This window comes from Nostoc sp. JL23 (assembly GCF_017115065.1).
In the GTDB taxonomy this organism is placed as follows: domain Bacteria; phylum Cyanobacteriota; class Cyanobacteriia; order Cyanobacteriales; family Nostocaceae; genus Nostoc; species Nostoc punctiforme_A.
The window spans coordinates 110,464-131,985 of sequence record NZ_JABXKN010000128.1; the positions used below are offsets into that span (position 1 = coordinate 110,464).

Genomic DNA, 21,522 nt, shown 5'->3' on the forward strand with positions numbered 1-21,522 from the left:
ATATACCTTTAGCCTCCCGCTGAGTTGGAGACAAAGGGGACAGGGGGACAAGGAAGACTACTAAGCCCCGTGCCCCATACCCGATTAATGAATTTAAGCTTCTCTATCCAAAAAGCCTTGAATTTGTCTTAAAGCCGCAGCGCCAATATTGAACACTGCCCAGCTAGCGGCAATAACAACTGGTGCTAAAACGATCGCTATACGAAAATCGATATCCATATCTAGAACCCCTCTCTTAAGTAGAAATTAAAGTTTTGTCAACAGCTCTCATTTTTATTTTTAGCTGAAGTGGGCAATTTTTCCAAATACAAATGTAAAGAATGTTTAATTTATGGGGCATTGGGCATTGAAAAGAGGCAGAGGGGCGGGGTGCGGGGGGCAGAGGGGAAAATACTTACTGCAACTTCTCCTCTGCTCCCTGCTCCCCTGCTTCCATGATTCTTCCCCACTCTCTAAGCCTTGCTAAAACCAATATCAGTACTCTTACCAGCATGAACTAAAGCTAACTTTTGGTAACGTTTAGCGTGTTCAATCAGTTCTGCGGCTTCAACATCTGTTACTTGCCGTAATACTTTACCTGGAATACCGACAACTAAGGACAAAGGCGGTACATTTTTAGTTACCACTGCGCCAGCACCAATAATGCTACCAGCGCCCACTCGTACCCCATCTAAAATCACTGCGCCAATGCCAATCAAACTTCCACGCTCAATGTAAGCAGAATGTACGACAGCGCGATGCCCTACGGTAACATGATCTTCTAAGATTGTTGGAAAACCAGCATCACCATGTAAAATTGCACCATCCTGAATATTTGTGCATTCGCCAATTTCAATCCGTTCTACATCTCCTCTCACCACTGCTCCATACCAAATGCTCACTCCTGTTGCTATATTTACTGAACCCATAACAACAGCATTGTCCGCAATGAAGGCAGCTTGAGAAAAATCAGGAGATGTCCAGTAAGACGCGGTAGACACGATAGAATATGAATATGGTACCCAGGAACACTGGAGAAACTCCAACCTTTGAGGCTGGTTGCACAACCAGGATATCACAGCGTCAAGCCTCTACGCTGAGGAAAACACTAGTGAACAATGTTCCTGCCGCAACACCGTGTCTATGCAGCAGTGAGCAAGTAACTCAAAGTGGTTGAGCCGAAGTGTATAATCCAACCCACTAGTGCTGGTGAAGACAAAACTATGTTTGTACGCACTTCATGATGAATCCAGGTTTGCAGTACCCGATGTTTGGGCCGGAAATACAGTGTCCCCATTGTCGCCAGACTATTCCGGCGCTGACACTCACAGATACCTATTTGTGTCCGCGTCATGGCGCGTTTGAAGCTAATCCTAAAAATGGAGAGTTAATCCATTTGCAATCGGGGCGTCATTGGCGGAGGTGGAATAATGAATGGTATAGACAACATACTCATCCTGATGGTATTCGCTTTGAAATTCACGAAGCATTAGATAAGCTCTATACCCAAGGCTTTCGAGCAACACGAGTAATTATTGCTCGACGCTATCAGGAATTGATGAGTGGCTACTTAGAACGCAGCACGCCTTGGCGTTCTGGACAACCAGAAGCTACTGCGGCGCGTTTGTACGGTTTACCCGTGGAGTTTAGCCCCGATACTTCAGATGATGACTGTTGGGAAGTGATTAATTTTGACTTGGAAAAAGAGCCTGGTGTCCCTGTACGCTACCCTTATTTCAGGTTGTTTGAGTAATGGTCATTTGTCATTAGTCATTTGTCATTAGTGAATAACAAAGGACAAATGACTAAGGACTAAAGACTAAGGATTAATATGCACCACGCCTCTATTCGGACTGCGAAGATTCATCGAGCGATCGCTTTCTACGAACTTTTAGGGTTTACAATCTCAGAACGCTTTACTACAGGCTACACCTTAGCTTGCTGGATGGAAGGATTGGGCGGCAGAATTGAACTAATCCAAATTCCCGAACCAAAACCAGCCCCAGATGCGTTTGCTGACGAACATTATGTGGGATATTATCATCTCTCGTTCGATTTAACTGAGATTACACCAGATTTACCTAGCTGGTTGACAAGTTTACAAGAACGTGTTTCAGTAGCTGCCGAGATTCAAACCGAAGGATTAGAACCGTTGAAGGTGCTTTTAGAACCGACACAACAGCAAATAGGCGATCGCATTTACGAAGTAGCTTTCATCGCCGATACTGATGGCTTGCCTCTGGAATTCATTCGGATTTTAGCAAAAATCTCATAATTTAGCTTTTTTATTACCTTTGTTGCTAATATATTGTTTTTCTGTATTGTTACTGAAGTCACAGATTTTTTTGCCAGATTACAGTGTAGTCACTCACAAAAAAAATTATGTAACTTAATTTACAGATAAATTTGCTAAATACATGTACGGATTTTCCAAATTTTATTCCAAATTTTATAAATATCCCCTGCCGTTATTACTTTTAAGTTTATGGCTAGTAGCTGTTTTTTTGTTGAGCGATCGACCTGCTCATAGCCAACATCCTGTTATATCTACTAACAAAGAAAAATATCAGTCAACCTTGCTAGCAAAAAGAATAATGCCCTCAACACTGACAGAAAATGTCCGCAAGACAGTGCTGGAGAATGGTCTAACTATCCTGACAAAGGAAGTACATACTGCGCCAGTGGTGACGGTGCAGGTGTGGTACAAGGTTGGCTCGCGTAACGAAGAACCGGGTGTGAATGGCATTGCCCACCAGTTGGAACACATGATGTTTAAAGGTACAAAAAACCGTCCAATTCAATTTGGACGTTTGTTTAGTGCTTTAGGTAGTGATTCTAATGCTTTCACCAGCTACGATCAAACTGCATATTACGGTACTGTGGAAAGAAATAAGCTGAAGGCGCTGTTGGTGCTGGAAGCAGATAGAATGCGAAATTCCCAGATTGAGCCGGAGCAATTAGCCAGTGAAAAGCGGGTAGTAATTTCGGAGTTGCAAGGTTACGAAAATAGTCCAGAATATCGTCTCAACCGCGCTGTCATGCAAGCGGTGTTTCCCAGTCATGCTTATGGGTTGCCAGTAGGTGGCACTAAAGCTGATGTCGAGAAGTTTGAAGTTGAGCAGGTAGAAAAATATTACCGCAATTTTTACAGTCCCGATAATGCCGTCTTAGTGATTGTTGGAGACTTTCAAACTGCAAATACTCTTGAAACAATTAAAGAAGTGTTTGGCAAATTACCCAGGCAGGAGGCAGGAGTTATTTCTCCCTCATCTCCATCACTCAACACTCAGCACTCAACACGGGCTAAACGCCCCGCTACCGCTAACAGCACTCCCATCGTATTGCGAGAACCGGGAGCAGGAAGGCTATTACAAGTTGTGTATCCGTTACCGGATGCAAATCAACCGGATGTGCCGGCGCTGGATGTGATGGATTACATCTTGACAGAGGGACGGAATTCTAGACTTTATCAGGCATTGGTGGAATCAGGTTTAGCTAGTGAAGTTACAGCATCCGTCACCAGTTTGCGAGAATCTGGCTGGTATGAAGTGTTGGTAACGGCTGGAGCTAAACAAGATTTGAAAAAAATTGACTCAATGTTGAGTAGTGCGATCGCTAATGTAGCAGAAAAAGGTGTGACATCTGAGGAAGTTGAACGAGCCAAAACTCAATTAGCAGCAGATGTAATTTTGAGTAACCGTGATATCACCTCTCAAGCAATGCGATTGGGGACTGATGAGACAACCGTTGGTGATTATCGCTACACAGATCGCTATTTGGCAGCTGTTAGTCTGGTGAAGCCGACGGATGTTGTTGCTGTCATTAACAAATATTTGACAAAAGAAGCGCGGACAGTAGGATTTTTTGAACCAACCCAGAAGCGGATAACAGAAGTTGCTGCCAAACCAGACTCAGCCCAAACTACAGAAAATTTCTCTCCTGGCGCACCTGTGCTTCCTTCTGAGGTGATGAAGTACTTACCGCCTGTGGATTTGGTTACAGATGCGATTCCCCAAGTCTTACCAGATGAATTTAAATTGACTAACGGATTGCGGATATTACTGTTACCCGATCGCAGTACTCCCACCGTTACCTTGAGCGGTTATATTCAAGCTGGGACAGAATTTGATCCAGAGAATAAAGCTGGATTGGCTGCTTTTGTGGCAGATAATTTGCTAAATGGTACTAAGAGCAAAGATGTTTTAGCTATTGCTAAAGTCTTAGGAGAACGAGGGGCAAGTCTAGACTTTCAAACCTACCGTGAAGGCGTGCATATCGAAGGTGATAGTTTAGCAGATGATTTGCCGATACTCCTGGAGATATTGGCAGATGTTGTTAAAAATAGTATTTTTCCTAGCAAAGAGTTGGAACTGCATCGCCAACAAACTTTAACTGATTTGCAACAGGAATTAGATGAGCCATCAGAAGTAGCCAGAAGAGTATTTGTTCAGTCAATTTATCCAAAAAAACATCCCTTACATACCTTCCCCACAGAGGAGAGTTTGCAGCAGATTCAGCGCCAGGATGTGATTGATTTCAAAACTAAACATTATCGTCCAGATACAACAGTGCTAGCGCTGGTAGGAGATTTCGATCTAGACAAAGTGCGATCGCTGATTAAAAATAAGTTTGGAGACTGGGAAGTTAGCGGAAAAGCACCTACATTAAAATATCCCCCGGTGGCAATGCCGGAGAAAATTGTGAGTGTCAACCCAGTTTTACCAGATAAAGCCCAAGCTGTAACTTATATGGGTTACACAGGTATTAACCGTTACGATCCTCGATTTCATGCAGCCTTAGTATTGAACCAGATTTTGGGAGGCGATACCTTATCTAGTAGACTAGGTGCAGAAGTGCGCGATCGCCAAGGTTTGAGCTATGGAATTTATAGCTCCTTCCAAGCCGGGAAGAATGTAGGCACATTTTTGATTGAGATGCAGACTAGTCCTGAAGATAGCAGTAAAGCGATCGCTAGTACCCGCCAGATGCTACAGCAAATCCATCAACAAGGCGTCACTGCATTGGAAGTAGAAACAGCTAAACGCACCCTCATCAGCAACTACAACGTTTCCCTGGCAAACCCAGAGGAATTAACAGATAGAATTCTGATGAATGAGGTGTATGGACTAGATAAAGTAGAATTGCACTCCTTCACTGATAAAATCCAGAAAGTCACCCTTGCCCAAGTTAATCAAGCGGCTCGTGAGTTACTTCACCCAGATCAAATCGTAGTCGTTACTGCTGGGCCATCTGTGTTAGCAGAGAAAAGTATTAGGTAGAGATAAGGCACTGGGCATGGATAATATAAAGAATAGGTAAAGTGGTTTTTCCCGCTACCTATTCATTTTTCCTGCTCATCAGCATTGCCTTTTGAGAATTAGTGATGAAAATTTATAACTGTTTTTACGAAATTGTAATTAAATCCCTTAGTTTCACAATTCCTACTTGGGTACAAATATTACGGCGTAACTACGTGATATTAACGTTACTCCTCGCTCTAAATTTCATCGCTGCTACTCCAGCAATGGCGGCGAATTTGTCTGGCGATTTGCTCAAGCAACCAGCCACAGAAATTCCGGTTAGCTTGGGTAATTCAGCTAACGAACTCAAGTTTGAGCCAAATCATTTGGAATTTGAGGTTGGTAAACGCTATCAACTACGGCTTAATAATCCCAGCCAACTGAAGCACTATTTTACCGCTAAAGATTTTGCCGATGGCATCTGGACACAAAAAGTTGAAGCAGGCAAAGTAGAAATCAAAGGAGCCATTCACGAACTAGAACTCAAGCCCAGTGCTGAAGCCGAATGGGTATTTGTACCCCTGAAATCTGGTACTTATGGCTTACGTTGTACAATACCGGGACATACAGAAGCAGGTATGACTGGAGAGATTGCCATCAAAAATTAAAAATAATTGAGCTAAATACAACATTTAGTTAAGGTGATTAAATTCTCTGCGTAACTTTGCGCCCCTCTGGGTTTAAATTTCAACCCTCAATTCATCACAATTTTAGACCAAACTGTACTAACTCCCATAGTGTTAAATTATAGATATTATTTCTCAATTAATCTAGAGAAAGCATTGATACTTCAGCGTCAGAGCCACCAGTAATTATTAATTTCCCATGAACATTTTCAGTAACTTACTTTCTCAAGCTACTCAACCAGCACCAGCGAAAAAACAGCGCCGAGGAATTGAAATTAAATCGCCGCGTGAAATTGAAATCATGCGGCAATCATCGGCAATTGTTGCAACTGTCCTAAAAGAAATTGCCGAGCTAGTAAAGCCAGGAATGACAACAGCTGATTTGGATGCTTTTGCAGAAAAGCGCATCCGCGAAATGGGTGCAACACCGAGTTTTAAAGGATATCACGGTTTTCCAGCTTCTATTTGCTCCAGCATTAATAATGAAGCAGTACATGGCATTCCTAGCCCCAAGAAAGTGATTCGCGTCGGGGATGTATTAAAAGTAGATACAGGCGCTTATTTCCAAGGCTTTCATGGTGATTCTTGCATTTCAATTGCTGTCGGTGAAGTGACAGAAGAAGCTGCTAAATTAATTCGCGTAGCAGAAGAAGCTTTATATAAAGGCATTGAGCAAGTTAAGGCTGGTGTATACCTACTTGACTTAGCTGGAGCAATTGAAGACCATGTGAAATCTAACGGCTTTAGTATAGTTGAAGAGTTTACTGGACATGGTGTTGGTCGTAACCTGCATGAAGAACCTTCAGTATTCAACTATCGTACTCGTGAGATGCCAAATGTTAAACTTCGGGCAGGGATGACGCTGGCAATTGAGCCAATTTTAAACGCGGGTTCTAGACACACCAGAACATTATCTGACCGTTGGACAGCAGTCACAATGGATAATTCTTTATCGGCTCAGTTTGAGCATACAGTTTTGGTGACAGAGACTGGTTATGAGATTTTGACTGACCGTTCTAAGCTGTAATTGTCAGCTGTAATTATCTGTTGTTGAGAGGTGAAGCGTTGAAAAAGGACGATTTACCTCTTTATTTATTCAATAACTGCTATATAGTAATTTTATCTAATTTTCATCAATGATTTAGGATTGCTGATTAGTCGCCGCATAGTTAGTTTTATAAATAGAAAGCATTTCTTTAGCTTGTACAGAGACAGACGTACTCTCTGGAATAGCTTCTAATAAATTAATTGCTTGTTGCCATTTATCTTGTGCTTGCTGACGACTTAATTGTGAATGAGGTGAATTTTGAACAAATAAATTAGCTTCTGTTGCTAGGTTATGAGCTGATTCTAAATTTGCTACAGCTTTCTTTTCAATTAGTACTCTTTGACTGATAGATTTATAGTTAATTTGATAGTAAGCTAATTTCTTCTTTGCTCGGTCATAAACTGATGTTTTATCAGGAATGCTATCTAACAAAATTATTGCCTGATACCATTTGATTTCTGCTTGTTGCCAGACTTTTAGAGGATGCGGTGGCTTTTGAACCAAAGAAGCAGCCTCCATACCAAGTTTTTGAGCAGATTTAAAGTTGGCGTTCGCACTTCTTTCTTGAGTTAAACTTAGACTTTGTTCTCTAATTTTCAAACTACCAAAAGTTAAGATTAATAAACTTGAAGCGATAATCAAAGTTAAACGTACTATTTTTGGTGTTGAAAACTTTGGTACTATTCCTAATTTCTCGTTACTAATTGCTTCTTTACTATTTTCCTGTTCAATCTTTTTCAGGGCTTGTTCTCCCTGTTGAGTTAAAGTATTACCCTGAATAATTAAAGCAGTAATTTGTTCTTGGAAATAATCACAATCATTGAGAATATCTGTCAATTCTTGAAATTTTCCCTCACTCGATATGATTAATTCGTGGTCATCATCTAACCACTCTAAAGCAAAACCAGATTTACCATAAAAAGCTGAGACACCTAATAAAATATTTAATAAGCTGCGACTATTTTTAATAGTCTCAAAAATATAATTTAGTTTTTGCTGTAACTGTAATAGTTGTTTTTGATAATCTGTAATTCTTTCAATTTGATTTCGTAAAATATTAGCTTTACCCAAGGGTAAATCAATTTTTAAGCTGTCGTTAAATGTTTTAAATTCATTGAATATACTTAAATTAATAATATCATAATTTAGTTGATTTACTAACTGACTATCACTGAGAATATCAGCGGCTATTGCTTGCAAAAAATAGCCCCATTCAATCCAAGCATCAATTTTTGATTGTAAATCAGTTAATGAAATTTTAGTTTCTGAGTTCCCAAATTTTTCTGCGATCGCTGGATCGACTAACTCCAGACTAGGCATAAAGAAAGTAGCTCCTGTGATTAATCGAGGAAGTGTAGCGATCGCAGAATTCTTAGTGCGATCGAATCTCAATTCTTGAGCGATTAATTTTTTAATATTCCGTAGCTGTTCCTGAGCATTATTGATTAGGATAATTTGTTCCATGATTTGATTAGAATCGCCAATAGTCAGTCTTAAATTCTGAATTAGTGTTGGCAATTCACTAACAAGTATTTCTAGGTTAGCCATAAATACCCCTTGGGGATTTGTCGAAAGTTTATGCGGAACAATTAAAATGGCTTGAGTAAGAATACAACCACACCTATTGCATCTGAGCATCCTAAATGAGTCACAAATCTTAGGAGCTATAAAATGTATAGTTCCCAGAAATCCTGCTAAAGTAACAATTTCAGTTTAAAAATCCCAGAGAAAGACAAAATTACCCATTCACTAACCTATGAATGAAGTTGATTTAGCATTTACCCCAGCACTAGAGTTGGCGCAATTAATTCGTCGCCGGGAAATATCACCGCTAGAGTTGGTAGAAATATATTTAGAACGAATTGGGCAATTAAATCCTCAAGTAGGAAGTTATTTTACGGTGACGGCAGAATTAGCGATCGCAGATGCCAAAGCCAAAACAGAATTATTGACAACTACCTCAGAACTACCGCCATTTTTTGGCGTGCCGATTTCTATTAAAGACCTCAATGCTGTAGCAGGTGTTACCTGTACTTATGGAAATCCGGCGTTACTGAACAATATCCCTAACTATGATGATGGGGTTGTAACGAGAATTAAGCAAGCTGGATTTACTATTCTTGGTAAAACAGCCACTTCCGAATTAGGTTCTTTTCCCTACAGTGAACCTATGGGTTTTCCCCCAGCGAGAAATCCGTGGAATTTAGAATATACCCCTGGCGGTTCCAGTGGTGGCGCGGCGGCGGCGGTAGCAGCGGGATTGTGTGCGATCGCTCAAGGTTCTGATGGTGGTGGTTCAATTCGGGGGCCTGCGGCTTGTTGTGGTTTGGTGGGACTTAAACCATCCAGGGGCAGGGTAAGTAAAGCACCCGTAGGCGAACGCCTCGCTGGAATTGCCGTCAACGGGCCAATCGCCCGGACTGTTGCTGATGCTGCTGCCCTTTTGGATGCCATATCTGGTTACATGACAGGCGATCCTTACTGGTTGCCAGATCCCGAACCATCATTTCTCGGTGCTACTCAGACAAAACTCGGTGCTTTGCGAATTGCCTTTGACACTAGTATTTCTCCTTTGGGAGAAGCTGACGCGAACTGTCAGCAAGGTGTCCGCCAAACAGTCCAGTTATTAGAAAAACTCGGCCACCACGTTGAACAAAAATCCCCAGATTTTAGCGCTTTAGTTGAACCATTTCAAATTGTTTGGCAAGCTGGAGTAGCCGCGTCGGGACTTCCTGTTGAAGCCTTGCAACCATTGAATCGCTGGCTATTTGCACGCACAGGTTCCGTTGGAGAATACCTGCAAGCAGTTTCCCAAATGCAGATAGTGGCACGTCAAATTGTGGCGTTTTTCGATACCGTGGACGTGCTGGTATTGCCAGTTTATCTACATTCACCTATTCGCGTTGAGGAATGGGCTTCGCTGAGTCCAGAAGAGACATTCCAAAATATTATTGAGTGGGTTGCCCCTTGTCCGCCTGCGAATGCAACTGGACAACCTGCGATCGCAATTCCTGTCGGCTTTGACAGTAAGGGTTTACCTATCAGTGTGCAGCTAATTGGTAAACCTGCTGCTGAAGCTACAATCATCAGCCTAGCAGCACAATTAGAAGCGGCTAACCCCTGGATTCATCATCGTCCAGCCTTTGCAATATCAGGCTAATCATGCAGGCATCCCTGGAACAACTTTCGCAAATTATTGTGTTTGCGGGTTTAGAAACAGCAGAGAAGATCGGTTTGCAACCTTACACTCAGGTGCAAAGCTATCGCAAAGGAGAGATTATTTTCCATGAAGGCGATCGCTTACCAGCAAAACTCTACGCTGTTGTCAGTGGATCAATTCAAGTTACCAAAACAGCAACAACGGGGAAAGAAACAATTCTCCGTGCCTTAGCTGCTGGGGAAATTTTTGCGGCTCCTGCTTTGTTGGGAAATGGAATTTCTCCGGCAACTGTCACTGCTGAATCTGATTGTGAAATCCTCACTGTAGAGCGAGATGCTTTATTAAAAGCTATTGGCGAAAATCCTGAAATCGCCTTACGAATGCTGATGGTTTTTAACAGTCGGATTCAGCAATTACATGAAACAGTCCACGGGTTAGTTTCTGAAAGAGCTATTGTTCGCCTTGCGAGATTAATTCAATATTTTGCTGCTGAATCTGGAACTGAATCTAGTCCACAAGGCGAGTATTTAAAAGTCAAATTATCTTATTATCGGATGGCTCGAAGTAGCGGCATTACTTACGAAGAATGCGTGCGATTAATTAAAAGTCTCAAGTCAGTAATTGCTTATCGTCGGGGTGGGACGATTACGATCCTTGATGTTGATAAATTAGATGCGATCGCATCTGGAGATATAGATTAGTTGGGGCGCACAGATGTGCGCCCCAACACGCGAGGGAGAGCAATTCAGACTGCTACAGCTACTCTATCTTGTTCGCGTGCAGCAACAACTAAAACTAGACATAGAGCCGCGATCGCTTTTTGCCATTCCTGCCGAACTTGCGCGTCTTCGACACCTTCAAACATTCCTATCAAGCGGGGAATAGAAGCTTCTAAAGCCAGACGAGGTACTGGACGGTGTAACTCAACTAAATGAGTTAAACTTTCTTGATTATGGACGAAACCAATCACCCACGTTGTTGTATGATCGGGACTATCAGGAACCCGCTTTACTCCCAACTCATTTTTTAGCCAGTTATAAAAAGGTGGTAATTCCTTAGCTAAAACTCCTCCTGCTGTGGGCAAGGTTTTCTTAAGCAAATTGGTATCTAAACTGTTTAATTCTTGTTGCAACCCAGGTGAATTGAGAACTTCAGTTAAAGGTTGTGATAGTATTTCTTCCAACTGAGTTTCAGAAAAGTTTAAATTTTGAGCAAAAGTTAAAAGTAGCGATTTCATTTTTTAGACTCCAAAATTAACTAATTTTTATCTGTGACTTTTTCAGAAAGGGTGAGCAGAAATGTCAGGTTTTCTTCAGCTTTTAAGGCATGAGGTGCGTTAGCAAGCATCAACACGAAAACACCAGGTTCAAGTACAATATCTTCTCCAGATAAAGTGAGTAGACCTCTGCCTTCAATTACATTGATGGTGGCATTCCGAATAGAGGTATGCTCAGAAATATCAGTGTTAGCTGCTAGGCAAAATAAAGTGTATTGACAAGCGTTATCTTTCAACAGTACTTTGCTGAAAACTCCCGCACTGGGATATTCAATTTGTTCTCGTAGTTGAGTAATGAAAGATGGAGTAGTTGCGATTGAATTGGTCATAGTATTTTGAGATGATGAATCGTAAGGAAGGCTGATAATCATTCAAGGATGATCAGTATTTATCAGGCGATGGTTTTGGTGAATAAATTATGTTACTGGGCAACAGCACACAAAATGATGTAGCCTAATTCGTGTTGGTATTTATGAAAAACTTGGTGAATTTCTAAAACCCGCTTGCGGATATCTCTCTGCGTTAAGATATTCCACAAAATTCGAGTTGTGTTGAGAAAACCTTCATCTTGAAATATCCGCCCTAAATTCAATAAATTCATTGAGTCAGTTTGGCATTTCTCTACTTGCAATCCTACTGTTGCAAAAGCCGTAATCCAGTTGGATTCTGATAGTGGCGTAGAATTAACTCGAATTACTCGTGCTAAGTCAACCCGAATTTGTTCTTCTTTATCACTGGCTAACAGTTCATGGGAGAGAAATTTACCTCCCGGTTTGAGTCGATTATGAATTTCAGCTAAAATCTTGGCTTTTCCCAATGGGCATTGCATTGTGAGAATGGCTTCTGCCAATACATAATCAAACTTTCCTGAAATTGCCTCTAGGTTGAAAATATTACCTTCAATTATTTCGACTTGATTTTCTAACCCAGCAGCACAGATATTAGTACGCGCACGAGCTACACTATCAGGATTTTTTTCAATACCTACTACTTTGACATGGTAGTTTTTTGCTAAAGCGATCGCACTATATCCAAAGCTAGAACCTAGCTCTAAAACTGTCTCTTCAGGCTGAAAGTTTGCCCACTGAAATAGTTTTTCGGTGGCTATTCGTCCACCAGGACGGAGATATTTTTTACCCGCTGCTGCTAAGACTTCGTGTCCGGTAGCTGTTTGGAAATTGAGGATAGTGTTGGTCATGTCTGTGACCCTCTGAACTTGTCTTACCCTCAATTTCTCAGGAATTTATGATATTGTCTCTGAGGTAGCTCATAGAAGCAGTATTACTTTGCTTTCCATTCGTGGTCAAGGATAGCGTAAAGAAAGTTGTCGTACCATCTGCCTTTGATTAACTCTTTTTCCCGCAGATGACCCTCACGACGCATACCAATTTTTTCTAATACCTTTACAGAAGCAACATTCTCTGTAACGCACCAAGACCAGATCCGATGCATTTCCAGTTCTTCAAAGCCGAACTTTAAAATTTCCTGTGCTGCTTCTGTTGCATAACCTTGTCCCCAATATTGAGTATTTAGTTCATAGCCGATATTTGCTTCTCGCATTTCCGGGTCATTTACACGGATGCCACAATTGCCAATCAGCCGATTTTGTTCTTTGAGGACAACAGCTAACTGAAACTTAGTCCGAGGTTGCTCTTTTTGCTGATCGATAAACATCTGGATAAATTCGCAAACATCTTTCTGTGTGCGTTCTGTCCAGTAGTTGTAACGCAAATACAAAGAATCGCATTGATAGGCAAAAACTGCCTGCCAGTCTGCTTCTACAAAGTCACGCATTAGCAAACGGTGTGTTTCTAAAATCATGTTTTTGTTTATAAGCTTATTGCAGACAATCTATAAATTTTAACTTTTACATTTTTCACCTTGAGGAGTAGCATCAGGGTAATAGATAATGATTGCTTTTGAGGGGTGCTTTTCTATCTATCTTGTTGAGTTGTGTGGTGCGTTAGGCTAACATGTTGCGACTATTGGTCAGACATCCAACTTTACCATTTCATCAATCATATCTAATATTACCTGGTCTATAGTTAGATCAAACTTTCTAGCGAATAACTTTTCTGATTCCCTAATTTTTTCAAAATCTTTTGTCTCTAAAATCCTGGGATGGATTGAGTTAATATTTTCCCAGTCTAGATATCTTAAGTGATCGTTAATTATTTTGTCCTTAAAAGGTGAATTTAAAACAAGTATTTGGTAAAAAAGCTCATCTGCCATCAAAGTATAATTAAAACGATTAATAAACTTAGGGTTTTGTTTCACAAAATTATCTATATGGATAAAAAACGAAACATCTTTTGTATTAAGTTGATGAATAAGACGCGCTAATTGCTCAGGATACTTATGTGCTAAAATGATGTATGCAATTTTCAACATAGAAGCATTAAATATAAATTTGTTATCTCTACTTTCAATATTGCAATCGCCAGATTTTAAACTGCATGAATTGAATTTTAAATTAATTAGTTGGATAGCAATACTATATGCAATTTAATTTCACAGACAGCATACTTTATAAAAACCCGGTTTTTTTAATAAACCGGGTTGATGAAGTTTTTTAAAAGTCTGTTGGCTTGGAGTTTTAAATTGTTGATTACGCTGTCTTAAACTAATTAAATGTAGAGCGTAAATCTTAGGCAACTTCCACTAAATCTACCTAAGCTATTAGAATGATTAAGTTGCCCGATCAATTTTTTGCACTTCTTCATCAGATAGTTTCACATTGATGGCTTGTGTTGAGTCTTCAATACTAGAAACCTTGCTAGCACCAGGAATAGGCAAAATAGCAGCTGACTTAGAACGCAACCACGCTAAGACAATATTATACACCGACACGTCTTTTTCCTTAGCTAATTTAGCGATCGCAGAAATATCTTGCAAGTCCTGATGGCGACGCCTACCACCAAATGGACTCCAAGGTAAAAAAGTCAATCCTTGCTGTTCGCAATACTTTAATACACCGTCATTTTCTGGCTGTCGTTGCCAAGGGCTGTATTGATTCTGCACCGAGACAATATCCACCACATCCCGCGCCCGCTTAATTTGTTCAACGGAAAAGTTAGAAACTCCCACAAACCGAATCAAACCAGCCTCTACTGCTTCTTTAACTGGTGCAAGGGATTCTTCAATAGTGTAATTAGTATCGGGAGAATGATATTGCCATACATCGATGGGTTTCGCACCACCCAATGCCTCAAAACTGATTCGAATTGTTTGGCGCAAATGTTCTGGGTTGCCGTTGCTTGTCCAGTTACCATCGGGACGCATCAACCCGCCCTTAGTTGCTACAATCACTTGGCTAACATCGCCTTTGTAACTACTAAGTGCCTTGTGAATTAGCTGTTCATTGTGGTGCTTATCTGACTCATCTTTGCAGTAAGAATCGGCAGTGTCAATAAATGTAATACCCAAATCCAAGGCACGATGAATAACTTGGATTGATTGTGATTCAGGAGGGCGATTAGAAATTGACATGGGCATACCACCCAAACCAATCGCACTTACAAAGATACCAGTTTTTCCTAGCTGTTTGGTTTCCATGCTTTTAACTATAGCTTTCTGACCCAATTATCTATCAGTTAGTTATTCATCATAAATCCTCCCTAGTACTTAGACTTGAGGAGAAGTGAATTTAATTTTTATTGATGCTTACCAATATTTATATACTTTTGCCATGCTGTCAGAGGAGGAATAGTTACAATCGAGTAGACTAACTTATTAATATTTACGCCCGGAAAACGGACGTAAATATCATTAATTAATTGTGCTGGCTGAATTATTTCCTCTAAATTTTTTAGAAAATTTAGAAATTTAATTAATAGCCCTCTATAGTATAACCAGCAGATTGAACCATCTGTTTAATTGACTCTTCAGAAGCTGCAGCATCTACAGTTACTGTTTTAGTATCAACATTTACATCTACTTTGGCATCAGATTCCATAGTCAGAATAGATTTAGTTATTTTCTTGGCGCACTCATCACCTTTAATATCTGGAACTTTCAATTGAATTGCCATTACTTACCTCATTACGTAAACTGAAAATTACCTTTAATAAATATAATATCGATTTGAAGAGTGAGCGCACATCTTACTTGAGTTAGGGAATTGAACATCACAAAAATAGTAACAACTAATAGTTATATCTAAATCATTATTGACAAATTATTTAGGCAGCAAAACTAAAATAAAATACCAAAATATATAAAGTTATTTATGAAAATGCACTTAGTGCTACTAACTTATAAAAAGCTGCTCGTTTAGTTTCTTATGAAGACTCCACCAGACATTCCCTCTGTTTTCTAGGCGTTGCTGTTCGACATAGTTGTTCTTGTAGCACAGCCCGATCGTACAAGCGTCTATACGTAATTCACGAAACCTTTTTATCTGTAGTTTTTAATTTATTGTATACTTCAGGTACTTTTGCCCAACATTTGAAGTACATATAGATTCAAAAAACAGCTATCTTGCGGCATAAATATACTGTGGGCTTCGCAACAAAGACTTTCAGCGACACAATTATGATAAGAATGTTAGACACAGCTAATTTGGGTATTTAAGCTAGAGAACGATTCCTGAAATGTACCAGTAGTTGAAATGCGATCGCTTAAAGCAACGAAAAATTAGCATTTATCGTTTGATTTATTTGCCAATCTCTATGACGAACTATGACTCTCGAAGTAAGACTCGCTAACGCTTCTCTATAAGACGCTACGCCTAGCTTGCTTAAGCTATAGGTGATGCGCGATTTCAGGATGCTGAAGTCATCTTGCTTATAAACACAACCTAGTCAACTACAAATACCCACTTTGTCAGTTTGTCTAATTAAGATATGTTTGGTAAATAAAATAAATAGCCTACATCATCGGCTGTTATTCCACACTTGACATAAAGCATTGTGAGTGCAAAACGTCTGCCAGAAACCATTGCCCATGTCAGAATTACCCGCCAATCCTGGCAACACGGCTTCTTAGAAGGCGAAGTGAATGCGGGTGAGTTTGAGTGGCATTTCCAGTGGCATTTTCGCCGGGGAGAACTTGCCGTCAAGCCTTCCCAAGGCCGCGCCTTAATCAAAGAACCCCTCGGTCGATTTTTGGAGCAACAAGATTATCAGCTAGAGCCTGGAGGAGACTATGCTTTTACGATTCGGGCGGAACTTTAAAAGTAAAAAGTAAAAAGTAAAAAGTTAGGAGTTAGGAGTTAACGATCTAATTCCTCACTCCTGACTGCTTAGTGTTGATTCCGTGAGGCGATTTAAGTATCTTTCGATTAAGAGGATGGCAACAATGTCATCTATAGGTCTTGGTGGCTGTCGTAGACCCTGTGGCAATAGCTTGATTAGCCCTTTGGGCGGGAACATTTGCCAATAGCGATCGCGTGCTTCTAAGGTTGTGTAGCGCTCATCCACTAAGATAATACTCAGCGGTTCTGTCAATTCTTGATATAATTTCTGTCTCCACTGTTTGGCTGTAGTTTGGTCGCCCATGACCATCAAAGAGATCGGAAACCTTTGACGCAGTGTTTCAATAGTAGCGATCGCCTCTTTTGCTAACACCACCTGATGATAATACAGTTGCCGATCCAGTCCCATCACCGCTAAACCACACTTATCTCGACCTGGATCAAACCCCAAGATGACTGGTTGCGTTGGTGAAAATTCACGGAAATTCATAATAAATTAAAAATTAAAAATTAGAAATGTGCCCTTACAGGAATCTTGCTACGCGTAGTGTCTGCTAAATAAAAAATGCAGCTACAGCAACTATTTTGACTGCTGTTCAATATGTTTAAATCTTACTAATAACAGTGTGCAAATAATTTTTTAAGTACTAAAAATAATTTTTCCGTTAACTATTGCCACCAATTTTACTCTCAATGGCCCGGCTGTATAAGTATCCTCTGCTGCGATCGCTTTGATCTCCAAGGGTTGATTATACTGTCTTAGTTGGCTGACAAAGCGCAGAAAAGTCCCCTCTACTTGCACATTTTCGACAATTCCGGCATTACGGGCACGAAATTGGGAAGCAGAAATTAGTATTTCTAACCGCTGCTGTAACTGATAAGATGTCATAGTTTTGGAATCAGCAGTAGTTGTGGCTAGCACCGCGCCTCCCGAAAAAACCAGTTGATTCTGGGCTGTATCCGCGAAAAATTCTATCTGCTTTTCTCCCCTGACGTAATTACCAGCAGAGAAAATTCGCACGACGTATTCTTTACCATCCTCAATCTGCTTGCTTAATTGATCGACTCTATCCTGGGTTACGCGCAGTAGCTCTACATTTGCCGGATTTGCACCAGGCTCGCTTAATTCGAGGTTGGCGTTGCGATTGGCTTCTTGTAAAAGTTGTATCACTGCCTGACGAGCCGCAGCAGGTTGAGTAACACGAATTACAGCAGCGGACAAAACTTGACCACGAACTAAGGCCAGCTTACCCAAACGCAGGTCGCGGTAGGACTGATAATATTTTTCCAGCCTGGCAACTTCTTGTTCTAGTTCCTCCTGTTGTGCTTCCAATTCTTTGAGGCGCGATTCCCGTTTGGCAATCACTTGCTCTCGTGCTGCAACTTCTACATTACGTTTTTGAATTAGTTGATCCAATTGGGCAATTTTTTGATCGCGCTGTTCTATGGCTTCTTGACGGTTGGCAAGTTCGCGATCGCGTTTTTCAATTGCTGTTTTGGCTTCGTCAATGGCTTTTTTAGCTTCCGCATAAAGCCGTTGACGTTCTGTCTTCAGTAGTTCAACTGCCGCCTGTAGTGCCTTTCTCTGGTCGTAAACGCTTTGCAATTCAGCTATGGCTTTTTGATATTGAGTTACAACTCGATCTAGCTGACCTTGAGTGCGTTGGAGTTGAGTTTGGGTTTGGGCTTGTTGACTAATTGTGCGGTTTAACTGAGCTTGTGTTTGCCTCTGTTTAGCATTTGCCGCCTGCAAGGATTGATTAATTGCCTGCAAGTCTTGTTGTGCCTTTGCTTGGGCAATTCTTGCTTGGTTTAGCTCACCCTCTACCTGACTTTTCTGAGTTTCTGCGGTTTTTAGCTGTTCCCGCTTCTGTCTGAGGTCTGTTTGAATATCTTCTAACTCAAAGACTCCTTTTCGTAAGCCTTCATCGGCAGCGAATAAAATCCCTAAAGTTGATGCTGAAATTAAACCACCAGTAAAAATTGTTACTAGTACGGCAGTGTTTTTTGGACGAAGCTTAAAAAGTGAGAGGCGGGCTTTGCCAACTCGTGTGCCGATGCGATCGCCAACGGTGGCAATTACGCCTCCCAGAATCAAAATTGCTGCGATGAGGATGTATCCGGTGGTCATCTTTAGCTACCGAAATCCTTCCAGATACAGCCTACTACTTTTAAGCATTCTCTGAAAAGAAGTGGAAATTGGCAATAGCTGAAATTATTCAATTTTAGATTTACCTCTAGCTATTAGTGTCATTTTTCAAAATACAACACGCGCCGATTCCCCTTTCTCCAATTGTTTTTATGTGAACTGTCTACTTAAAGTAACAGGTTTATGCACAGTAATCTTCTTTTTGTGGATAGAAATCATCTTTTTCTCACGCAAATCTCCCAATAGCCTAGTAACGGTAACACGAGTTGAACCAATTGCCTCTGCGATCGCTTGATGAGATAATTTCAAATCAATAGTGATCCCATCTGCACAAGGAACGCCAAAATCTCGACAAAGAATTAACAAAAAACTTACCAACCTAGAACCCATATCTCGGTGGGCGAGAGTTTCAATCATCATCTCTGTTTGTAAAATTCGCGAAGACAGACCTCGCAGCATTAACATTGATAATTCTGGATTTTCCTTGAGTGCTAGCTCCACTTGTTCAATTGGTGCCGACAGTAATTCCACAGGAGTAAACGCAACCGCATGGTAAAACCGATCCGACTTATTTCCTGTCAGCAATGACAATACACCAAAAACACTATTTTCCCGCAGCAACGCTACCGTTATTTCCTCTCCTGCCTCGTACACCCTGGAAAGTTTAACAGCACCTTTCAAAAGAAAATAAACTCGTTCGGCAGGATCGCCAGGAAAAAAGATCGTTTTATTGCGTTCAAACGTTTCCACAACTGGCGGAAACGCCCCGGTCGCCATCTGACGAAAAACATTTGCTAGGGCTTTATCTTGTGTCACGATCATCTCCCTTCCCCTACCCAATGCCGGAAAAACAAAAACTGATTACCTAAGAATACACCCGAAAAATGAATAAAGCACCGTCAACCTTTCTGTACTTTCCTATACTCAAACTAATCTCTTCATAACTCTTTGTTTATAATGATACATAATTGTTGATCCTTTCAGCTACAACTTGTTGATAAGTAGTTCCAATAGCTGTATTCAAAAGGTTTTTTGAAGAACAAATAAAGATATCTTGAGAATATCTTTATAAAAAATCAAGATTTTTGTCACAGCAAACACCCTTATCAATATTCATTTTTGTCAATCCTGTATAAAACAAAGACAAAACGTGCCTCAGATTCTAGTATGCTCCTAATGATCGATCGCATTAACAATTTCTATGCTAAATCTGACTGGAAAAAATGCCCTTGTTACAGGTATTGCCAATAACCGCTCGATCGCCTGGGGCATCGCTCAACAGCTGCACAAAGCCGGAGCAAACCTGGGTATTACCTACCTGCCGGATGAACGCGGCAAAATGGAGAAAAAAGTTGCGGAATTGGTAGAACCCCTCAAACCGAGCTTATTTCTTCCCTGTAATGTCCAAGATGAATACCAAATTAAATCTACTTTTGAGACAATCCGCGAACAGTGGGGAAAGCTAGATATCCTCATCCATTGTCTAGCCTTTGCCAGTAAAGACGATTTGAGTGGAGATTTTAGCCAAACTTCTCGTTCTGGCTTCAACACCGCTTTAGAAATCAGTACCTACTCGCTAGTGCAGTTAAGTGGTGCAGCGAAACCTTTGATGACGGAGGGAGGTAGCATCGTCACCCTGACATATTTAGGTGGTGTTAGGGCAATCCCCAACTACAACGTCATGGGAGTTGCTAAGGCGGGGTTAGAAATGAGTGTGCGTTACCTAGCTGCCGAACTAGGGCCACAAAATATCCGCGTCAATGCCATCTCCGCAGGTCCCATCCGTACTTTGGCATCTTCAGCAGTGGGTGGGATTTTGGATATGATTCATCATGTAGAAGAAGTAGCTCCCCTACGACGCACCGTCACTCAGCTAGAAGTAGGCAACGCTGCGGCTTTCTTGTGTAGTAATTTGTCCAGCGGTATTACCGGACAAATTCTCTATGTAGATGCAGGATATGAAATTATGGGAATGTGACGCGATAAAGTTAGGAGTTAGGAGTGAGGAGTTAAGAGTTATAAATTTTTAACTCATAACTCATAACTCCTAACTTTTAACTCTTTCCACTCCCCATGCAAACAACCAATCGCCAAGTTAATTCAAACTACGATCGCTTAACTGAAACCCCTCGGATTGCCACTGTTCACCGCACCACTGGTGAAACTAATGTGCAAGTTACCATCAACCTGGATGGTAGAGGAACTTGCACAGCAGCAACAGGTATTCCGTTTTTGGATCACATGTTGCATCAAATTGCCTCCCACGGACTGATTGATATAGATGTCCAAGCCAAGGGAGACTGGGAAATTGACGATCATCACACCAACGAAGATGTAGGCATTACTTTAGGGCAAGCTTTTAACCAAGCATTAGGCGACAGAAAAGGTATTGTCCGCTTTGGTAATTTTCTTGCACCACTGGACGAATCCTTAGTTCAGGTAGCGCTAGACTTTTCTGGACGGCCTCACCTCAGCTACGGCTTGCAAATTCCTACTCAGCGGGTAGGAACCTATGACACCCAACTGGTGCGAGAATTTTTTGTGGCACTGGTGAACCATAGTCAAATGACACTGCACATTCGACAACTGGATGGCATTAATTCTCATCACATCATTGAAGCGACATTTAAAGCTTTTGCAAGAGCAACACGGCTAGCGGTGGAAATTGACCCTCGACGTGCTGGCTTAATTCCCAGTTCTAAGGGAGTTCTATGAAAGGAGTCAAATTGGGCATTGGGCATTGGGCATTGGGCATTGGGCATTGGGCATTGGGCATTGAAAAGAGGCAGA

The 21,522-nt window shown here is 41.0% G+C and carries 23 protein-coding genes; 10 read left to right on the forward strand and 13 right to left on the reverse strand.

The window, feature by feature from the left end:
- Positions 1 to 93: 93 nt before the first annotated feature.
- Both HWQ42_RS26785 and HWQ42_RS26790 read right to left on the reverse strand, forming a co-directional pair.
- Positions 94 to 219, reverse strand: a complete 126-nt coding sequence (locus HWQ42_RS26785; protein WP_099101230.1) for a photosystem II protein Y — start codon at positions 217 to 219, stop codon at positions 94 to 96.
- A 233-nt stretch (positions 220 to 452) separates the two neighbouring features.
- Positions 453 to 980 carry a gamma carbonic anhydrase family protein gene (locus HWQ42_RS26790; protein ID WP_292817238.1) on the reverse strand — a complete coding sequence of 176 codons (528 nt, stop codon included), beginning with the start codon at positions 978 to 980 and terminating at the stop codon, positions 453 to 455.
- A 239-nt stretch (positions 981 to 1,219) separates the two neighbouring features.
- Here HWQ42_RS26790 and HWQ42_RS26795 point away from each other — a divergent pair, with 239 nt between their 5' ends.
- The 5 genes from HWQ42_RS26795 (at position 1,220) to map (ending at position 6,932) form a co-directional block, all read left to right on the forward strand.
- Positions 1,220 to 1,732 carry a TIGR02652 family protein gene (locus tag HWQ42_RS26795; RefSeq protein ID WP_292817240.1) on the forward strand — a complete coding sequence of 171 codons (513 nt, stop codon included), beginning with the start codon at positions 1,220 to 1,222 and terminating at the stop codon, positions 1,730 to 1,732.
- A 78-nt stretch (positions 1,733 to 1,810) separates the two neighbouring features.
- Entirely contained in the window at positions 1,811 to 2,254 is a 444-nt protein-coding gene (locus tag HWQ42_RS26800; RefSeq protein WP_292817242.1) for a VOC family protein, read from the forward strand.
- Positions 2,255 to 2,396: 142 nt separating this feature from the next.
- On the forward strand, positions 2,397 to 5,258 hold the full coding sequence (locus HWQ42_RS26805) for a pitrilysin family protein (RefSeq protein WP_292817244.1): 2,862 nt from the start codon (positions 2,397 to 2,399) through the stop codon (positions 5,256 to 5,258).
- Positions 5,259 to 5,362: 104 nt separating this feature from the next.
- Positions 5,363 to 5,887, forward strand: coding sequence for a plastocyanin/azurin family copper-binding protein (locus HWQ42_RS26810; protein ID WP_292817246.1), 525 nt, complete (start codon positions 5,363 to 5,365; stop codon positions 5,885 to 5,887).
- A 217-nt stretch (positions 5,888 to 6,104) separates the two neighbouring features.
- Entirely contained in the window at positions 6,105 to 6,932 is an 828-nt protein-coding gene (gene map / locus HWQ42_RS26815) for a type I methionyl aminopeptidase (protein ID WP_292817248.1), read from the forward strand.
- A gap of 114 nt (positions 6,933 to 7,046) precedes the next feature.
- On the opposite strand, the gene HWQ42_RS26820 is transcribed toward map, so the two are convergent.
- Positions 7,047 to 8,501, reverse strand: coding sequence for a hypothetical protein (locus HWQ42_RS26820; protein WP_292817250.1), 1,455 nt, complete (start codon positions 8,499 to 8,501; stop codon positions 7,047 to 7,049).
- A gap of 208 nt (positions 8,502 to 8,709) precedes the next feature.
- Here HWQ42_RS26820 and HWQ42_RS26825 point away from each other — a divergent pair, with 208 nt between their 5' ends.
- Both HWQ42_RS26825 and HWQ42_RS26830 read left to right on the forward strand, forming a co-directional pair.
- Complete coding sequence (locus HWQ42_RS26825; RefSeq protein WP_292817252.1) at positions 8,710 to 10,113, forward strand: amidase; 1,404 nt, start codon at positions 8,710 to 8,712, stop codon at positions 10,111 to 10,113.
- A gap of 2 nt (positions 10,114 to 10,115) precedes the next feature.
- Positions 10,116 to 10,814, forward strand: coding sequence for a Crp/Fnr family transcriptional regulator (locus HWQ42_RS26830; protein WP_292817254.1), 699 nt, complete (start codon positions 10,116 to 10,118; stop codon positions 10,812 to 10,814).
- Between the two features lie 44 nt (positions 10,815 to 10,858).
- On the opposite strand, the gene HWQ42_RS26835 is transcribed toward HWQ42_RS26830, so the two are convergent.
- The 7 genes from HWQ42_RS26835 to HWQ42_RS26865 all read right to left on the reverse strand — a co-directional run bounded on the left by HWQ42_RS26835 (position 10,859) and on the right by HWQ42_RS26865 (position 15,419).
- Entirely contained in the window at positions 10,859 to 11,350 is a 492-nt protein-coding gene (locus HWQ42_RS26835; RefSeq protein ID WP_292817256.1) for a hypothetical protein, read from the reverse strand.
- Between the two features lie 20 nt (positions 11,351 to 11,370).
- Positions 11,371 to 11,718, reverse strand: a complete 348-nt coding sequence (locus tag HWQ42_RS26840) for a cupin domain-containing protein (protein WP_292817258.1) — start codon at positions 11,716 to 11,718, stop codon at positions 11,371 to 11,373.
- Between the two features lie 92 nt (positions 11,719 to 11,810).
- The gene (locus HWQ42_RS26845) at positions 11,811 to 12,587 is read right to left on the reverse strand and encodes a cyclopropane-fatty-acyl-phospholipid synthase family protein (protein ID WP_292817260.1); all 777 of its coding nucleotides are present in this window, start codon (positions 12,585 to 12,587) and stop codon (positions 11,811 to 11,813) included.
- Between the two features lie 83 nt (positions 12,588 to 12,670).
- Positions 12,671 to 13,210, reverse strand: a complete 540-nt coding sequence (locus HWQ42_RS26850; protein ID WP_292817262.1) for a GNAT family protein — start codon at positions 13,208 to 13,210, stop codon at positions 12,671 to 12,673.
- A 168-nt stretch (positions 13,211 to 13,378) separates the two neighbouring features.
- Entirely contained in the window at positions 13,379 to 13,780 is a 402-nt protein-coding gene (locus HWQ42_RS26855; protein WP_292817264.1) for a hypothetical protein, read from the reverse strand.
- Between the two features lie 297 nt (positions 13,781 to 14,077).
- The gene (locus HWQ42_RS26860) at positions 14,078 to 14,944 is read right to left on the reverse strand and encodes an aldo/keto reductase (RefSeq protein ID WP_292817266.1); all 867 of its coding nucleotides are present in this window, start codon (positions 14,942 to 14,944) and stop codon (positions 14,078 to 14,080) included.
- Between the two features lie 274 nt (positions 14,945 to 15,218).
- On the reverse strand, positions 15,219 to 15,419 hold the full coding sequence (locus HWQ42_RS26865; RefSeq protein WP_099104264.1) for a heavy-metal-associated domain-containing protein: 201 nt from the start codon (positions 15,417 to 15,419) through the stop codon (positions 15,219 to 15,221).
- 880 nt (positions 15,420 to 16,299) lie between these two features.
- Here HWQ42_RS26865 and HWQ42_RS26870 point away from each other — a divergent pair.
- A complete protein-coding gene (locus tag HWQ42_RS26870; protein WP_118171445.1) occupies positions 16,300 to 16,563 on the forward strand; it encodes a DUF3146 family protein in 264 nt (87 codons plus the stop codon).
- A gap of 54 nt (positions 16,564 to 16,617) precedes the next feature.
- Here HWQ42_RS26870 and HWQ42_RS26875 read toward each other — a convergent pair whose 3' ends face one another.
- From HWQ42_RS26875 to ntcA, 3 genes are all read right to left on the reverse strand, one after another.
- The gene (locus HWQ42_RS26875; protein ID WP_292730828.1) at positions 16,618 to 17,073 is read right to left on the reverse strand and encodes a Holliday junction resolvase RuvX; all 456 of its coding nucleotides are present in this window, start codon (positions 17,071 to 17,073) and stop codon (positions 16,618 to 16,620) included.
- 150 nt (positions 17,074 to 17,223) lie between these two features.
- Positions 17,224 to 18,714, reverse strand: a complete 1,491-nt coding sequence (locus tag HWQ42_RS26880; RefSeq protein WP_292817268.1) for a DUF3084 domain-containing protein — start codon at positions 18,712 to 18,714, stop codon at positions 17,224 to 17,226.
- Between the two features lie 168 nt (positions 18,715 to 18,882).
- Positions 18,883 to 19,554: a global nitrogen regulator NtcA gene (gene ntcA, locus HWQ42_RS26885; protein ID WP_094347373.1), complete on the reverse strand. Its 672-nt coding sequence runs from the start codon at positions 19,552 to 19,554 to the stop codon at positions 18,883 to 18,885.
- 379 nt (positions 19,555 to 19,933) lie between these two features.
- Between ntcA and fabI the strand changes: the two genes are divergently transcribed.
- Together fabI and hisB are read left to right on the forward strand one after the other, a co-directional pair.
- Positions 19,934 to 20,710, forward strand: a complete 777-nt coding sequence (gene fabI / locus HWQ42_RS26890) for an enoyl-ACP reductase FabI (protein ID WP_292817270.1) — start codon at positions 19,934 to 19,936, stop codon at positions 20,708 to 20,710.
- Between the two features lie 95 nt (positions 20,711 to 20,805).
- On the forward strand, positions 20,806 to 21,447 hold the full coding sequence (hisB, locus tag HWQ42_RS26895) for an imidazoleglycerol-phosphate dehydratase HisB (RefSeq protein ID WP_292817272.1): 642 nt from the start codon (positions 20,806 to 20,808) through the stop codon (positions 21,445 to 21,447).
- Positions 21,448 to 21,522 lie beyond the last annotated feature (75 nt).